The sequence below is a fragment of the Sphingobacterium sp. 18053 genome (genome assembly GCF_902706145.1).
GTDB classification, from domain to species: Bacteria; Bacteroidota; Bacteroidia; order Sphingobacteriales; family Sphingobacteriaceae; genus Sphingobacterium; species Sphingobacterium paramultivorum.
The window spans coordinates 175,932-192,205 of the sequence record NZ_CACSJW010000012.1; the positions used below are offsets into that span (position 1 = coordinate 175,932).

A 16,274-nucleotide genomic window follows, 5' to 3' on the forward strand; every position below is an offset into this window, starting at 1 on the left:
AATCAGTATTATTTCAGAAGATGTCCTCCATTTATCCTCTCTTTTAATGGCAAAAGAAAAGGGGGCTTTGCGATGCAAAGCCCCCTTTAAAACTCCAATAAAATCTACGCTTTTAATAATTTAATGACAAGCCCACACCAAAACCCATATCACTATCATAATGCGTTCTAAAAGCCATATTTTTGGTGATGACATAATTTAGTCCCGCCATATATTCAAGGTCCGAGTTAACCATAAAATCACCACGGATTCTTCTAGCGATCGGAATATCTTCTCGCATCAGCTGCAATCTGACAATACCATCGTGATACACCTCCGCCTGAAAATTGACCAACATGGGTAAAGTATACATAAAACCCAGACTTAAGGCTTTGCGACTATCTTTTTTATTGGCCTGTCCAAAAATATTTTTCTCATGTTCATCCTCTCCCATACGGCGATAACGATAATCAAAACCTACAAATGGCATAAACCATTGCATCTTCCCAAAGTATCTACCCAGGTGGGTTTCCACCTCATAGCCATGCATATCGTTATACCCTAATCGCCATTCGGAACCAAGCTGCCAACGCGCATTCTGAAACATGGCCTGACCGTCATTTCCATTGGTCGCAAAATCATTTTGCGCCATAAAATGGGTCATATTACTTTCCATTTGCAATTCCTTATAGGCTTTGGCTTTGTCTGGAAGATTGGGATTTTTATAATCGTCCACAGCAAACACGCGGTTCATCCCAGCCATCATATGATACAGGATGTGGCAATGAAAAAACCAGTCACCTTCTTCATTTGCTAAGAATTCGATCGTATCCGTCTCCATCGGCATGATATCAACCACATTTTTCAATGGCGCTTTTGATCCTTTTCCATTCAACAGTCTAAAGTCAAAGCCATGCAGATGTATTGGATGACGCATCATCGAATTATTATAGATGGTAATGCGCAATACCTCACCCTTTTTTACAGGTATCTTATCCGTTTCAGAGAGAATTTTATTGTCCATGCTCCATACATAACGACTCATATTTCCCGTAAGCGTAAATTTAAGATCTCGTATCGGCGCTTCTTTAGGCAGTTCCGTCGCCTGGGGAGATTCCAACATCGCATAGTTTAGCGTTACAATATCGCCCAATGCATTAGCATTATAACGATTTGGATCTTCTTCCATCTTCATTTGTCCATGATCCATACCGCTATGTTTACTGTGATCTTCCTTTTTCTTTCCATCACCTGTAATTTCGGGATACATCACCACATTCATATCCATCTGATTCAAGCTCATCTTCATGCCCATATCATTGAGATCCCCATTCATCTTCATCATATCGTTCATCATCTTCATGCCTTCAAAATATTTAAGGCGGGGAAGTGGAGAAATCAACTGTTTGATGCCATTTCCGACAAAATAACTCGCAGATTGCGTTCGATCTTCTGTTGTTGCCATGAATTCGTAAGCTGTACCTTCATTTGGGATTGTTACAACGACATCATAAGTCTCCGATACGGCAATCATTAATCGATCGACCTCCACCGGTACCACATCATTCCCATCATTGGCAACAACGGTAATTTTGCCACCTGCATAGCGCAGCCAAAAATAAGACGAAGCACCGCCATTGGAAATTCGTAAACGCACTTTATCTCCTGCTTTCAAAGCTTTACCATTCACCGATTTTAAATCCGTGGAATGAGCCCCGTTCATCAAGACCTTATCATAATACACATCACTGACATCCATTGCCAGCTGACGTTTCCATTCATTCGTAACTTTCGTCTTAAACTTCCCTTCTTTAAAAGCTTCAACGTACGATTGTGTAGCCCCTTTTTTTATCGCGGCCCAATCGTTGGCCGTGTGTAGCATCCGCTGAATGTTATTGGGGTTATAATTTGTCCACTCACTCAATATGACCGGAATCGTGGGTAAATCATCAATTCCTTTCCGGAAAGTCTTATCATCTGCACGCTTGTTGAGAATAAGACTACCATACATACCGATCTGTTCCTGCAGGCCGGAATGCGAATGATACCAGTGTGTACCGTGCTGGATTATCGGAAAGCGATAGGTATAAGTCGAATTCGGATTTATAGGTTCCTGCGTCAGGTGTGGCACACCGTCTTCTTTGTTCGGCAGAAAAATACCATGCCAATGTAGCGACGTACTCTCCTTTAACTCATTGTGAACAACAATTTCCGCCGTATCTCCTTCAGTAAAAGTCAGGGTAGGCATCGGAATCTGTCCGTTTACAGCGATTGCCCGTTTTGATTTGCCGGCATAATTGACAATGGTATCCCGTACATAAAGGTCATGACGAACCACTTTCTGGGCCAGCACTGTCAGTTGTGTCATCAATAATAAAACAACCGTTAATATATTACTCTTTTTACGCATGTTCATTCATTTAATTGATTAGTATTCCATTTCCCATCGGTCCTACGCCATATTGGTAGACCAGTCTAGCCCCGTGATGCCCTGTGATAAATAGTGTCACCGATAAACTTATCAACAAAATCAATATCAAATAGTTTATCCAAGCACCTGTATCTTTCCGCAAACCAACAAAATGCAGGACTGTTGTACTACTTGCAAGCCAAAAGCTGATCCAGGCAAAACGTTGATGGATCTCAAAAACCGCAAAGGCTCCTTCATCGGCATCGCCTGAAATATGGGTTGCGGTCTGAATTGCAGCAAGCGCTCCAAGTGTTCCCAATAACAACAATCCAAAAGTCAGTACAGTGAAAGGACGTCGATGTTTTTTTAACAATAAGGCACCAATATGACTGATCAACGCCATCAACAAAAGTACAATCGGAAAATGCACCAATAGCGGATGTAAACTAGGCAGTCCTTCGAATAAGCTTTTCATTGTTTTATTGTATTGTTTCTACGATAGATCCACAGGTGGGCATTGATTGACCTAGATAAGGATTTTCAATTTTCTTTTGTGTGCTCAACCAATTGGCTTCTTTTCCATCACGATACATAGGGCAGTGTTGATAATAGACCGTAATTTCAGGTTTGACAGATTTCATCAACACATACATATTTTTGGAAAGGGTCACAAAGTGCTCCCGCTGATGTTCATTTTCCTTAATTCCAGCGATATGTTCTGTATCGAAAGCCAATTTTCGTTGATATTCCTTCCAAAGCTTTCCTTGAACAGCATCCAATTGTTCGCTATTAACTTTTTCAATGGCAGCCTGGATTCCTTTCGCAGCTGCCTGTGCAGCCGCTCCATTATCCTTAACCAATGCATCTTTCAGTTCGAAATAGGCACTGTATAAGCCTGCAAAAGGATTACTTGCTGTTTTTAGATTAACTTTCTCAGTGGATGATTCTATTTTTGCAGCGGTATTACTTACGCCGGCCGCCTCTTCTTTAGTCAAAGCGGTATCGCCTTTGCCGTTGTCTACAGCTATCGTTGCGGTATCCTCAGCAACAGCGACCATATGATCTGCATGTGTATTTTTGGATGTTGAATTGTTGCATGCAACGAATATCAAAGCCGTCGCCACAATTAGCATAAACTTTTTCATAATTAAGTGTATTTATAGGTTTAGATTTTTAATGTAATTTCGATAGTTTGCTTCGTTTTCAAAATAGGAAACTTCACCCTGATCGCCGGTAATTGCGATGGAAGCCGTCGCCTTATCTACTTCTCTTTTTGAAAAAGGATCGATGGCTACACGTACCACAGCTTCTTGGGGTATGCGCTTTTTACACATTTCACAGCAGCCATAATAATCCTTACCCTCGTGTCTGACCAGCAATTGTTTTTTCCCCATAAAAGCATCATTCACCATGCAAACTTGTGCTGTAGGCACAAGATCGCCCACCTTGTATTGAACGGACTGTACAGGCAAATTGATAGCAGGATCAGTCGAAACTATTCGATCTTCAGCTTTGGTATTCGTTTGTGAACCACTACAGGCCGTTAAAGACAACACAACAACCGATAGGATAGCTAGGAAATAATTCATAACGCAGCCGATTAGTTTAACGTTTCTACTGTACTTCCACAACTGATCATTTGTGCACCAAAGAATGGGTTTTTCACGGCATTCTCCTTACTTAACCAATGCGCTCCCTTGCCTTCATTAAACATGGGGCAATGCTGATAATAAATAGGTCCATCCACTTTACTCACCTTCAGAAGCTCATACAACGTATTTGAAAGAGATGCAAAAGCCACACGTTGCTTAGCCACATCTTTATTTTTAGTTATACCTGCCGCATCGGTTGCCAGCTTATTCATAACCTTCATCCATACGGTATGTTCATCATGGCTAAGTTTATTCATATCGACAGCTTTGATTGCTGCTTGAAATGCCTCTGCCTGAGCTGCAGCCGCCACCGCATCTGTCTTCACCAAAGCATCCTTTAGCGCAAAATAAAGATCTGTCAACAGTACAAATGTGGTCTTTTCATCGGCTGATTTTGTGTTCGCCGAAGGTTGAATTGTTGTTTGTACGCCCTGGCTATGGTTCGTATGATCAACCTGATGTTCAGTACCATTTTTTAATGCAGGTTTTAAGATTCGTTCATATTGTTCAGCTTTTGCCAATTGAATATAAGCATCATCTGGAGCCAGAAATTTTTCATTGTCGAACCCCGCCAATGCAATACGCTTAAGGACCTCATCCGCGCTTGTTTTTGAAGAGTCGTAGGTAACAACTGCTAGCTTGGTTGTCTGATTCCAGTCAACTTTAGCAAATTGTCCGTCCTTGCCTTCTTTTTCAATGATCGTTTTAACAGCCGGAGTATTTCCAAAAATCTTTACAGTAGCTGTCTTTGCATTTTTAATTTGTGCATGTGTATGTTGGGTGGATAGTAATACAGGGATTACCAAACCAAGTAATGAAATTAATCTCATGATTATGATATGTAGTATATAAAAGAATACTGACGAAAAAACCCTTCTACAGCGATTTACTGTATTTGCGTATTGAATCCGATAGATTCAAAGGGATTTTCATAAGCTAAATAAACGGGGTTTTGGATAGAGAAACCGATCCAAACAGACATAGCATAGGCTATCAGTCTAACATTAAGCGATCTGAGGAGGTTGCCAAATGGAAAAATAGGCATCTGCGCAATAAGGTTGTTTATAACGCGTATAAGCGTTTAATGCATCAGCATGTAAGGGTAAAATAAGCTGAGCTTCGATCACTGAAACAATAGGATTACATTGCAGGGAGGTGCGGCATGATTTTTCGCCACAATGTTTACCACAGTCATCCCCATGGTGATCAGATTGTGGCGATTCAGCTCTTTCATCTTTACAACAATCTTCTGTTCCGACGTCTTTTATATGTTGTCTTTCATCAAGACAACAGGATTTTTCTTCCTGTTTTGGCTTTTCGGACGGTTCGTGGCAGGCAAATAACCTATTTGGTGCTAAAAAAAGCCCCAGCATACAGATTACAAATACGATATTGCGTTTTGCCCACATAACGGATTAAATTTGAAAAGTAGAGATGTGCTACTTTGGAGGTAAATTTCGGTAGAATTTACGAATGTACAATTGTAATATTTCTTATTTTGTTTATAATATTTTGATTTGATGTATTTCCGATTCTCGGCCTGACCACATAAAAACTATTTTTCGAGTCCTTTGATCCAGTTAAGCATCAATAGGCAACCGGGTGCATACACTCCTCCATGATCAAAACCCTGCAGTTGGTACAACGAGGTTTTGGTATGCCCAACCTGTTTTAAGATCGCTGCCAAATGTGCGTTTTCCTCAAACCGTGCGGCCATTTCCAATTGTTGATCGCCGGTGATCAGGAGAATTGGCGGTGCATCCTTCCGGGCAAAAGAAAGTGGTGCAAACTGGTCAATCTGGGGGATCACCATAGATTGACCACGTTCCTTTTTAATTGTATAATGCGTATTTGTTTGCCCACTAATCGGCGCCAGCCCTTTTATATTATTTGCATCAACACCAAATTTTTGAAGGTAATGTTTATCCAAACCAACCATTAAAGCCAGGTATCCGCCTGCAGAATGCCCCGACACATAAATTTTTGAGGGGTCTCCACCATAGCTGGCAATATGTGAAAATGTCCATGCAACAGCCTCAGCAGCATCTTCAATATAGCTCGGCGATTTGGCTTTGGGGCTTAGCCGATAATTTACCGCTACAACCGCTACACCTTTCTCTTTAAGTTCAAGTGGAATAAATTTATTTCCCTCCTCTAGTCCACCTCCATGAAACCATACGATGGTAGCAAAATTTTTACGATCAGTCGGGATATAGATATCCAATTTACAACGTTCTTTCTTATAAGAATCTGGTTCATCAGGTTTACAATAGGCAACGTCGGTTGTCGTTTTATATTGCTGCGCAAAAATCAAACTCGGTGAAAACAGAAAAAAGAAGATAACAAGCAATTTGGAGGACATATAAATCGTATTTAAGTGTTAAATAGCTTAAAGTTAACAAAACTCAATCAAAACTATTTGGTTGAGCTAAAATAAGTTTCAACTTTACACTTTTTATTTTATATTGATAATTATCTGGCGATAGATATAACAAAACCCAAATTTTCCTGTTATTAACTTAGAAAACATCATACATTATATGGAACAGATAAAGATTGAAACCCATATCAACGTACGCGTAGAAACGATCTGGAATGCGTATAACTCAGCCGAAGATATCATGCAATGGAACCATGCTTCAGATGATTGGCACTGTACAAGCTCAATCAATGATTTACGCATTGGCGGAAAGTTCAAAAACCGCATGGAGGCAAAAGATGGATCCATGGGCTTCGATTTTGAAGGCAGCTATACCGCGCTTGACCCCTTTAAAAAAATAGCCTATGTTATGCCTGATGGCCGTCATGTTGAAGTCAACTTCAATGCAAAAAAGTCTGCTACGGATATCACGATAATTTTTGATGCAGAAACGGAAAATCCAATTGATATGCAACGTAATGGATGGCAAGCCATACTCGAAAATTTTAGATCCTACGTTGAAAACACCTATGCAACGACACAACTCGGGTAATCGTATGAATGATGAACGAACTTAGCTTGTCTTTTCATGCAATCATCTTTTAAATAAAGGATATGCTTAGGATTCTTAAAAGTATAGTTATATTTAGCCACTAATTTATCTTCCCTTCTCCATTAAAAGCGGGGAACGATACCAACAAAATGCGATAAAAAGATTACATATGACAATAATTAACAATTATGAAGAGTATAAAGCCTTTGAAGGAAAATCATTAGGCGAATCCCAATGGCATGTTATTGATCAAAAACAAATTAATCAATTTGCGGATGCAACACTTGATCACCAATGGATTCATTTAGATAGCGAAAAGGCCAAAACGGATAGTCCTTTCAAATCAACTATTGCCCATGGCTATCTGACCTTGTCTCTCATTCCTTATTTATGGAAACAAATTGCTGAAGTAAGAAATGTCAAAATGGAAATCAATTATGGGATTGAAAACCTACGTTTTGCACAACCCGTTTTGGTTGACAATGCTGTACAGCTACATACACAAGTAAAATCGGTGGTCAATTTGAGAGGGGTTGTTAAAGTTACCATTGAAGCTACATTGAAAATCAAAGACAGTGCAAAACCGGCTTACGTGGGTGATGTTATCTTTTTATATCATTTCAATTAATTCCAACATTAGACTATAGGCCATTAGCGAATTCTTATACATGCGCAATAGCTTTCAAATAAAACTTATTACAAATCATAAGGATTATCCTTATGATTTGTTGCTTTTAGCAGACGAAACCATTCATGCAATCGACAAATACCTCTATGAATCGATGGTTTATGTTGTCTATGAAACGGAAAAACCTATCGCTGTTTTCTGTTTATATCCGGTCAATACGGATACATTAGAAATTAAAAACATCGCCGTATCACCAGAGTTTCAAAGTATGGGGCTCGGAAGTCAACTGCTTGATTTTATCAAGGAGAACTACCAGCAATACCCGAACCTGATTGTAGGTACTGCAGATTGTGGTCTGGCTCAAATTCGTTTTTATGAACGAAATGGCTTTGTTAAATACGCCATCCGTAAAGATTTTTTCATCGAAAATTATGAGCTGCCTATTTATGAAAATGGTCAGCTGTTGAAAGATATGATTATGCTGAAGTATACGTTAAATGCTTAAAGACAAAAATAGATATAGACAAGTACCGGTATTGATAATCCCAACCACAGCACTACCCCTGTAGTATTGCTTTAAAACCTACTGCCAACAAAACCTCCCTAGACAAGCTTGCTCCAATTAAAAACAAAGTTAAGGTAAGCCCCATCTTTGAAATATGGACGACATAGCCTCCTATATGCTGAAAAAAAGGGATATAACTTGTTAAGATAACCGCCAATACAAATAGACCAATAAAATAGGGTATTTTAATGCTCGTCCCTTTGGTCTTGAATGCTACAGCACTTAAACAGGCGATCGGAATAATCCATAAAGCTCTAGTTAATTTTACGGTTGTCGCGACCTGTAGTGCTTCATTACCATACTTACTCGCTGCACCAACGACAGAACTGGTATCCTGTATAGCAACAGCACACCATAAGCCAAATTGCGTCTGGCTGAGATCAAGCAAATGACCGACAACAGGAAATACAAATAAAGCAATGGCATTCAGTACAAATATGGTCCCTAGCGCCACACTGACTTGCTTCTCATTGGCTTTTATCGTCGGTGAAACCGCCGCAATGGCACTTCCACCACAAATGGCAGTGCCGACAGAAATCAAATAAGCGGTTACCTTTTCCAACTTGAGTAACCTACCCAATAGATAGCCCAATGATAATGTTCCGAGAATAGAAATAACTGTTAACACAAACCCTTGCTTACCCGTTTGGATAGCCGTATCGATATTCATTCCAAAGCCAAGTCCAACAACAGAAATTTGCAACAAAATCTGTGTCGCCCTGTGATTGACTGCCAGAAAAGGATGACCGATCCATTGTGCTACAATAATGCCCAAAAGTAAGGCAAGCGGAGCTGAAACGAATGGCGTAAGACACAATACAAATAAGAGCATAAAAATGATTTCCCGAACGGAAACTTTTCGATTGAGCAACTGTTTATAACGAATTGTCGTATTTATTTTTTTGTCCATGACAATGATACATTGATTTGGTACAAAATTGAATAACTCTCAATTATTATAAAAGACACAATTATAAATGAGTCATAACAATTGGTTATAACAAACAACTACATTTTAGTCAAAATAGCTAAAGAATACGCTATAAAAACGAAATAATCCTTATGGTAGAACATTAAAATACTACGATAAATGATTATATTTCAAATAGGTTACTAAACAGATGGATTAAACTCGACTTAATAATTATATACCGATGAAACTGACAGCCATTCATCCCAAACTGCCCATGCGCAACAAAACCATCACAAAGGATTTTTATCTACATAAACTTGGATTTTCATTATGTGGCACTGCCGACTATGAAGGGTATCTGATGTTGAAGAAAGATGATATTGAAATTCATTTTTTTGAATTCCAAGAACTTCCACCCGAAGAAAATTATGGTATGGTTTATATACGCACAGACGATATTGATTGTCTGTATGAATCTTTTAAAGAAAATAACGTTGAGATTCATCCCAATGGTAAACTTGAGATTAAGCCTTGGGGTCAGCGTGAGTTTTCGATTTTAGATCCCGACAGCAATCTACTAACCTTTGGCGCCGATGCTTAAACATTGAAAAGCCCACTAAAGATTGCTAAAAATAAGCGAAGATCCGTAGTGGGCTTGGTATTGTTCGTATGGGTTCTTAGCCGAAAAGGTCAGAACTCAAATAACGATCACCTCGGTCACAGGCAATAAAGACAATAAGGCCTGCTTCGATTTCATTTGCAATTTTAAGTGCTCCGGCAAAAGCTCCGCCGGTACTCATTCCGGCAAAAACACCTTCGCGCTTGACAAGCTCCCGCGCAAACTCGGTTGCTTCCTGTTGGGATATATCGATGACACGATCTACCCTGCTCGGATCAAAAATCTTGGGCAGATACGCTTCGGGCCAACGCCGTATACCTGGTATCGAGGATTCCGGAGTAGGCTGGCAACCTACAATCTGAATAGCTGCATTTTTCTCCTTCAGATAGATGGAGTTTCCCATAATTGTACCTGTAGTGCCCATAGCGCTTACAAAATGTGTAATCTTTCCTTCGGTATCACGCCAGATCTCAGGTCCCGTTGTCTTAATATGTGCTTCGTAATTATCCGGATTTGCAAATTGATTCAATATAAAATAACCTTCTTTTTCGGCCTTTTCTTCTGCATAATCGCGGCATATTTCCATGGATTCCAATAAGGTGACTTTAGCGCCATAAGCCTCCATCGTAAGTGTTCGCTCCCGTGTTGAAGAAGCCGGCATTACAAGCTCAAGGTTAAGTCCATATATACCTGCAATCATAGCCAATGCGATTCCGGTATTTCCACTCGTTGCCTCAATCAATTTGCTATCTTTTGTAATGTCACCGCGTTCCATCGCCGAGCGAATCATATTTAGTGCCGCACGATCTTTCACTGAACCAGCAGGATTATTCCCCTCCATTTTCGCAAATATCCGCACCTTGGGATTTGTATGAAATTGTGTTATCTCGACTAAAGGCGTATTTCCTATGGTATCTATGATATTTCCCATGGTATCTATATTATTGGTTTCGAATCTATAAATTTTGAGGTGGCCTGATGATATACGGTGGTGTAAGGCTCTACAGAACTTGTCAACCAAACATTCCCGCCAATGACCGAATGATGGCCGATGTGTGTTTCACCGCCGAGGATGGTGGCCCCTGAATAGATAATGACATGATCACCGATTGTCGGGTGGCGTTTTACATTGGAAAACACCTTATCAACACTCAGCGCGCCCAAGGTTACACCCTGATAAAGCTTCACGTAATTACCAATGGTGCAGGTTTCACCGATGACTAATCCGGTGCCATGATCAATATGCAGATGATGGCCTATCGTTGCTCCGGGATGGATATCAATACCTGTTTTGGAATGGGCATGTTCCGTCAATATACGCGGTATCAAAGGAACACCCAAGCGATGCAGTTCATTGGCCATCCGGAAGATACAGATGGCAAAGAAACCGGGATAAGTACGTACGACTTCTCTTTTATTCTGTGCTGCTGGATCCCCATCCATCAAGGCATCCGCATCCCAGCACATCAATTCATAAAGCTGTGGAATCCGTTCAAAAAATTTGTGCGCTACTTCCGAATGATTACAACTTTGACAAGCTTTGGATTTGCTCAAGAGCTGCTCGAGCTCCAATTCAAATTGTTCAAAAGCGAGCTTCACATCATCGACCGATTTCATCTCGCTAGAATTTCGTTCGGGGAAGAGCACATCCACAATTCGGATAGCCCAGCCGCAGATCTTCTTGTTAGAAGGCATTTCTAGAACAGCAAGTTGCTGTTCATAGATATGTTGATAAAAATCATGCATCTTCACTAGTTTATTAAAACAAATATACTATACAATATTGATAGATTAAGCCTTATTATCAAAACTTAGCCCCTTTGACCATCACGTATTGTCCCCTGATCAAGGGAGCACATCTTTTAATTTACAGAACCAGACGCTCAAACAGCTCCTTCAATGTTGCTTCGGGGTCCTCACATAATCCGGGATGTGATGCCGAACATTGAATCAGGGTACTCCGCTTTGCGGTCAGCCATCGAAAGCGTTCGGTGATATCCAGTGCAGCAAGTTTGCCGGCATCTTTTTCGCCGTGGCAGATTCGTTGGAAAGATGAAAGATGATTTTCGATCAATTCCAATTCGATATCCCGGCAAAGAGACCGTACCTTCTGTTCATTGACAAGATAAACCATCTTCGCAAAACGATACTTACGACAATAAAGAGCTACGCCTACATTGATAAATTCCTCTCGCTCCACCCGTGGTATCAAACGTACCACAGCATACTCATATACGGTCTTTTCTGGCATCTTCTATTTGTTTTACAAAAATGGATGAATTGGCTATACGCCGTTTCAGGAAAGAAACATACACTTCGCGCGCATCGGCAGCAGAGAGCTCACGTTCGGCATCTTCCAGCCATTCATCGGGTACCACCGCCAATATTCCGCGAAATACCGCCTCCGTAAAAACGGAACGGTATTCCTGATCTATTTTTTCCACCATACTTGCATTTTTGAGCAGTACGTGATCTTTAATCTGAACAAATGGTTTTAGGGATTGTTCTTCCCAATTATCCCAACTGTGATGAAAATATAAAGAAGCGCCGTGATCTATCAACCAAAGTTCTTTATGCCATATCAGCATATTTGTATTCCGCACAGTACGGTCTACATTCATCAAGAGTGAATCCAACCAAACAATTTTCGATGCTTCCTCCGCGCCGATAGCATCGACATTCGCGTCAAATGTGATGGCTCCACTCAGAAAATGAAGTCCCAGGTTTTTGCCCACACTAAATTTGAGCAGATCCTGAATTTCTTCATCGGGTTCTGTACGGCCAAAGGATTCGTCCAACTCCGCAAATACAATTTCGGGAACTCTTAATTTGAGCAATCTTGCTAGCTCTCCACCGATCAATTCCGCGACCAATGCTTTTCGTCCCTGACCTGCCCCTCTAAATTTTATAACATAACTAAAGCCGTCATCGGCATCGACTAATGCGGGTAAAGACCCTCCTTCCCGAAATGGCTGAACATATCGGATGATCTCTACTTCTCTAATAACAGGTTGTTGAAAATCCATGAATTTATATTTTTACTATCTTCAAAGTTGGCAATACACCTTGCAAACTGATCAAACTTATCTAAAGTTACCCATATTTAAACGTTTGGGGATATAGGAAACAAGAAATTCACGCCATGCACTTGCACGATGCTGTTGCCCCTAGCCCCTGCGAACTTTTAATTGTGGTAATATCCAAAATTATTGTTTATATTTTAGCAATAAAGCACAAATTGTACATTCATTTGACCGTTGGAAGTATTATTTTCTAATTATATTTGTAGTGTAATCACAACTTGTCTCATCAAGTTTCTTCAATCAACGATATGGATACCATTCAGGAATATAACAGTGTTATCAAACATTGTCAGGATTTATTTATTAAAAAAACAAAAGATTATGGAACGGCATGGCGGATTATGCGCCTATCTTCCATTACGGATCAGATTTACATTAAAGCACAACGTATACGCACGCTAGAAATCAAAAAGGTTTCCAAAGTAGGCGAAGGAATTGTTGACGAATATATCGGTATTATCAATTACTGTGTCATGGCCATGATTCAGATTGATTTGGGTGAAGATGGTGAAGAAAATTTGGATCCAACCTTTGTAAATCAGAAATATACAGAAAAGGTTACCGAGACCAGAGATCTCATGCTTGCCAAAAACCACGATTACGGTGAGGCATGGCGCGATATGCGTGTTTCTTCCATGACAGATCTGATCTTAATGAAAATACACCGCGTCAAACAAATTGAAGATAATGATGGGCAAACCCTGGTTTCTGAAGGCATCCATGCCAACTATCAAGATATGCTCAATTACGCAGTTTTCGCATTAATTAAATTAGGAATCGCACAACAATAATCGGATTATGACAGTTACACAGCAGCGTACCAAAACAAATTATCTTTTAGGATTTTGCCGGATTTTCACGGGACTTCTTTTCATATTCTCAGGTTTTATTAAAGCAAATGACCCGACAGGGTTTGGCTATAAGCTTCAGGAATACTTTGAGGTCTTTCATCTCATAGCTTTTAATGAATACGCTACTGCCATTGCTGTAGTGATCTGTGGTTTTGAAATTTTGTTAGGAGCACTGTTATTACTGGGTGTCTATGCAAATACCGTTGCCTGGGGCCTGCTACTACTGATTCTATTTTTCACTTTTCTAACCTTCTATTCGGCATTTTTTGAGGTTGTGACCTCTTGTGGCTGTTTTGGGGATGCCATTCCACTTACACCTTGGCAATCATTTTCTAAAGATCTGGTGCTCTTGGCGTTGATCCTTATTATATTTTTTAACCGAAAGCAATTACGATCAATTATCAAAGGATCAGGCAATCAATTCGTTGCTACTGTGATTACAGCGGTTATCTCTTTAGGTATTGGTATCTATACCGTAAACTACCTCCCGTTTATTGATTTCTTACCCTACAAAGTTGGCAACAACTTACCTTCATTAATGGTGCTTCCTGAAGGCAAACAAGGCGATTTGTTTGAGCAAATCTATACCATGAAAAACAAAAAGACGGGTGAAACAAAAAAGGTCAATGACAAGGTCTATATGGCTGACAAGCTATGGGAAGATGAATCGTGGGAAATTATAGGTGAACCTGAGAGTAAATTGGTCAAAAAGGGATATGATATTCCTATTCCTGATCTCTTGATTACGGATGCCGACGGAGCAGACCATACGCAAGAAATCATCGCTAATCCGTATTACAATCTTGTTATCGTTGCAAAGGATCTTTCTTCGACCAACATTGATGCTATCCAAAAGATCAATCAGGCAGCCATCCAATTAACAAAAGATTATAATGGGCTTCGTATTGTTCTATTGACTGCTTCAGCATCCAAAGATGCCCAATACCTGAGTGATAAAATGCAATTAATTGCGGAGATATTCTATGCCGATCTCATTCCTCTGAAAAGCATGGTCAGGGCAAATCCTGGTGTACTCCTCCTAAAAGGAGGCAACGTCGTCGGAAAATGGCACTATAATAATTTTCCGGATGCCAAAACCATTGAAGATAAATTTCTAAGTAAAGACAAATAGTACCTATGCCTAAACCTATATTTTTGATTGGTTATATGGGAAGTGGAAAAACTACCCTGGGTAAAAAACTTGCCACCAAACTCGAACTCCCTTTTATCGACACAGATGAGGAGATCGTAAAACAAATTGGCATGAGCATTACCGAATATTTTAATCAACATGGTGAAGACGCATTCCGGGCATTAGAACGCGAGCAATTGCGTAAATTTTCTGAGAATGCTGCCGTAATATCTACCGGTGGTGGTGCCCCCTGTTTCTTTGACAACATGGAATGGATCAGGGCGAATGGATATGCCATCTATTTACAGATGTCACCCAAAGCACTTTTTGACCGTCTTTCTCAATCTAAACTACACAAAAGGCCCATTCTAATCGGAAAATCACCTGAGGAACTACGGCTATTTATTGAAGAGAAGTTAATCGAAAGAGAACCTTATTATACGCAGGCCCATCTGACAGTCGACCAATTAAATACCAGTGTCGAGGCACTAGCCGATCTGATTAATCAGCACAATAGATAGACAATGAATATACGTATACGCCGCTACTTCCTTTTATTGATCTGCTTTATCGTAAGCAGTTGCTTTCGTAACGGAGCCAATACGGATGGCTTGCCAGTGGGTAAACGTATACAGCTCCAAAATGTGGAGGAATTATATCAGTTTTTGACCTATGACGATAATCGTTATCCATTGGTCAGTTTGCATCGTGGTGGCCCCGCATCTGGATACCCCGAAAATGCAATCGAAACGTTTTCCTATAATGCGAGCTTGCAGCCTGTCCTTGTTGAATGTGATGTTCGCATCAGTAAAGACTCAGCGCTGATATTAATGCATGACAATACGCTAAACCGAACAACCACCGGCAGAGGGCCTGTGAATGCCAGCAGTTTGGCTGAGCTCAAAAAGCTTCGTCTATTGGACAATAACAAAAAGATAACGCCATATAGGATCCCCACGCTGGAAGAAGCACTTTCTTGGGGAAAAGGAAAGGTAATCTTCACCTTAGACATTAAAAATGATGTCCCTTATGAAGCCGTTATCAATGCTATTCGTAAACAAAGGGCAGAATCTAGCGTAGTCATCATCACGTATAGTGCCAACCAGGCGGCCAAAGTTCACAGTCTGGCTAGCGACATCATGGTTTCGGCCTCGGTCAATAATCTGGATGACCTTGCTCGTCTAAATGAAAAAGATATCCCCGACAATCGCTTGTTAGCCTTCGTCGGAACCCGTGAAGCAGACCCAGCATTGACCAAAGTACTACATGACCATGGAATCATGTGCATATTGGGTACACTGGGAAACTTAGACAGACAGGCCGACAAAAAAGGCTTTCAAGTTTATGCCGGATTTATTGATCGCGGTGCAGATATATTAAGTACAGATCGACCTACAGAGGCAGGGCGAGCGCTGAATTTCTACATCAAGAAAAGAGGAATTACTTCGAAATTTATTCAGTAAGATTCCT

20 protein-coding genes are annotated in these 16,274 nt (G+C 40.4%); 8 read left to right on the forward strand and 12 right to left on the reverse strand.

From position 1 onward, the window contains the following. Positions 1-112: 112 nt before the first annotated feature. The 7 genes from GVK91_RS25120 to GVK91_RS25150 form a co-directional block, all read right to left on the reverse strand. Positions 113-2,389 (reverse strand): multicopper oxidase family protein, encoded by a 2,277-nt coding sequence (locus GVK91_RS25120; protein WP_159731915.1) that lies wholly within the window; start codon positions 2,387-2,389, stop codon positions 113-115. Positions 2,390-2,399: 10 nt separating this feature from the next. Next, positions 2,400-2,864, reverse strand: coding sequence for a DUF2231 domain-containing protein (locus GVK91_RS25125; RefSeq protein ID WP_153847906.1), 465 nt, complete (start codon positions 2,862-2,864; stop codon positions 2,400-2,402). A gap of 4 nt (positions 2,865-2,868) precedes the next feature. Beyond that, the gene (locus tag GVK91_RS25130; RefSeq protein WP_159731917.1) at positions 2,869-3,534 is read right to left on the reverse strand and encodes a DUF3347 domain-containing protein; all 666 of its coding nucleotides are present in this window, start codon (positions 3,532-3,534) and stop codon (positions 2,869-2,871) included. Between the two features lie 12 nt (positions 3,535-3,546). Further along, entirely contained in the window at positions 3,547-3,978 is a 432-nt protein-coding gene (locus GVK91_RS25135) for a hypothetical protein (RefSeq protein WP_159731919.1), read from the reverse strand. An 11-nt stretch (positions 3,979-3,989) separates the two neighbouring features. Beyond that, positions 3,990-4,871: a DUF3347 domain-containing protein gene (locus GVK91_RS25140; protein WP_159731921.1), complete on the reverse strand. Its 882-nt coding sequence runs from the start codon at positions 4,869-4,871 to the stop codon at positions 3,990-3,992. 174 nt (positions 4,872-5,045) lie between these two features. Continuing rightward, positions 5,046-5,450: a hypothetical protein gene (locus GVK91_RS25145; protein ID WP_159731923.1), complete on the reverse strand. Its 405-nt coding sequence runs from the start codon at positions 5,448-5,450 to the stop codon at positions 5,046-5,048. 146 nt (positions 5,451-5,596) lie between these two features. Next, positions 5,597-6,403: an alpha/beta hydrolase gene (locus GVK91_RS25150; RefSeq protein WP_153847901.1), complete on the reverse strand. Its 807-nt coding sequence runs from the start codon at positions 6,401-6,403 to the stop codon at positions 5,597-5,599. 178 nt (positions 6,404-6,581) lie between these two features. Between GVK91_RS25150 and GVK91_RS25155 the strand changes: the two genes are divergently transcribed. The 3 genes from GVK91_RS25155 to GVK91_RS25165 all read left to right on the forward strand — a co-directional run bounded on the left by GVK91_RS25155 (position 6,582) and on the right by GVK91_RS25165 (position 8,146). After that, entirely contained in the window at positions 6,582-7,013 is a 432-nt protein-coding gene (locus GVK91_RS25155; protein ID WP_153847900.1) for an SRPBCC domain-containing protein, read from the forward strand. A gap of 169 nt (positions 7,014-7,182) precedes the next feature. Further along, the gene (locus tag GVK91_RS25160) at positions 7,183-7,641 is read left to right on the forward strand and encodes a MaoC family dehydratase (RefSeq protein ID WP_046673910.1); all 459 of its coding nucleotides are present in this window, start codon (positions 7,183-7,185) and stop codon (positions 7,639-7,641) included. 40 nt (positions 7,642-7,681) lie between these two features. After that, entirely contained in the window at positions 7,682-8,146 is a 465-nt protein-coding gene (locus GVK91_RS25165; RefSeq protein ID WP_159731925.1) for a GNAT family N-acetyltransferase, read from the forward strand. A gap of 52 nt (positions 8,147-8,198) precedes the next feature. Here GVK91_RS25165 and GVK91_RS25170 read toward each other — a convergent pair whose 3' ends face one another. Beyond that, a complete protein-coding gene (locus GVK91_RS25170; RefSeq protein ID WP_159731927.1) occupies positions 8,199-9,116 on the reverse strand; it encodes a YeiH family protein in 918 nt (305 codons plus the stop codon). Between the two features lie 244 nt (positions 9,117-9,360). Between GVK91_RS25170 and GVK91_RS25175 the strand changes: the two genes are divergently transcribed. Next, entirely contained in the window at positions 9,361-9,720 is a 360-nt protein-coding gene (locus GVK91_RS25175) for a VOC family protein (protein ID WP_153847897.1), read from the forward strand. A gap of 76 nt (positions 9,721-9,796) precedes the next feature. Here the strand turns inward: GVK91_RS25175 and cysM are convergent, their stop codons facing one another. The 4 genes from cysM to GVK91_RS25195 all read right to left on the reverse strand — a co-directional run bounded on the left by cysM (position 9,797) and on the right by GVK91_RS25195 (position 12,764). Beyond that, positions 9,797-10,669, reverse strand: a complete 873-nt coding sequence (gene cysM, locus GVK91_RS25180; protein ID WP_153847896.1) for a cysteine synthase CysM — start codon at positions 10,667-10,669, stop codon at positions 9,797-9,799. 5 nt (positions 10,670-10,674) lie between these two features. Beyond that, on the reverse strand, positions 10,675-11,484 hold the full coding sequence (locus tag GVK91_RS25185; RefSeq protein ID WP_075991214.1) for a serine O-acetyltransferase: 810 nt from the start codon (positions 11,482-11,484) through the stop codon (positions 10,675-10,677). A 121-nt stretch (positions 11,485-11,605) separates the two neighbouring features. After that, positions 11,606-11,989: a DUF3037 domain-containing protein gene (locus GVK91_RS25190; RefSeq protein ID WP_153847895.1), complete on the reverse strand. Its 384-nt coding sequence runs from the start codon at positions 11,987-11,989 to the stop codon at positions 11,606-11,608. After that, positions 11,967-12,764, reverse strand: a complete 798-nt coding sequence (locus GVK91_RS25195; protein WP_153847894.1) for a HipA family kinase — start codon at positions 12,762-12,764, stop codon at positions 11,967-11,969. The genes GVK91_RS25190 and GVK91_RS25195 overlap by 23 nt, the downstream gene beginning before the upstream one ends. Positions 12,765-13,069: 305 nt before the next feature. Here GVK91_RS25195 and GVK91_RS25200 point away from each other — a divergent pair, with 305 nt between their 5' ends. From GVK91_RS25200 to GVK91_RS25215, 4 genes are read left to right on the forward strand one after another with little or no spacing between them, the layout of a single operon-like run. Further along, positions 13,070-13,612 (forward strand): DUF1599 domain-containing protein, encoded by a 543-nt coding sequence (locus GVK91_RS25200; RefSeq protein ID WP_088163452.1) that lies wholly within the window; start codon positions 13,070-13,072, stop codon positions 13,610-13,612. A gap of 7 nt (positions 13,613-13,619) precedes the next feature. Continuing rightward, positions 13,620-14,804, forward strand: a complete 1,185-nt coding sequence (locus GVK91_RS25205) for a BT_3928 family protein (protein ID WP_159731929.1) — start codon at positions 13,620-13,622, stop codon at positions 14,802-14,804. Positions 14,805-14,809: 5 nt separating this feature from the next. Continuing rightward, positions 14,810-15,325 carry a shikimate kinase gene (locus tag GVK91_RS25210; protein ID WP_153847892.1) on the forward strand — a complete coding sequence of 172 codons (516 nt, stop codon included), beginning with the start codon at positions 14,810-14,812 and terminating at the stop codon, positions 15,323-15,325. A gap of 3 nt (positions 15,326-15,328) precedes the next feature. After that, positions 15,329-16,267, forward strand: coding sequence for a glycerophosphodiester phosphodiesterase family protein (locus GVK91_RS25215; RefSeq protein WP_153847891.1), 939 nt, complete (start codon positions 15,329-15,331; stop codon positions 16,265-16,267). Positions 16,268-16,274 lie beyond the last annotated feature (7 nt).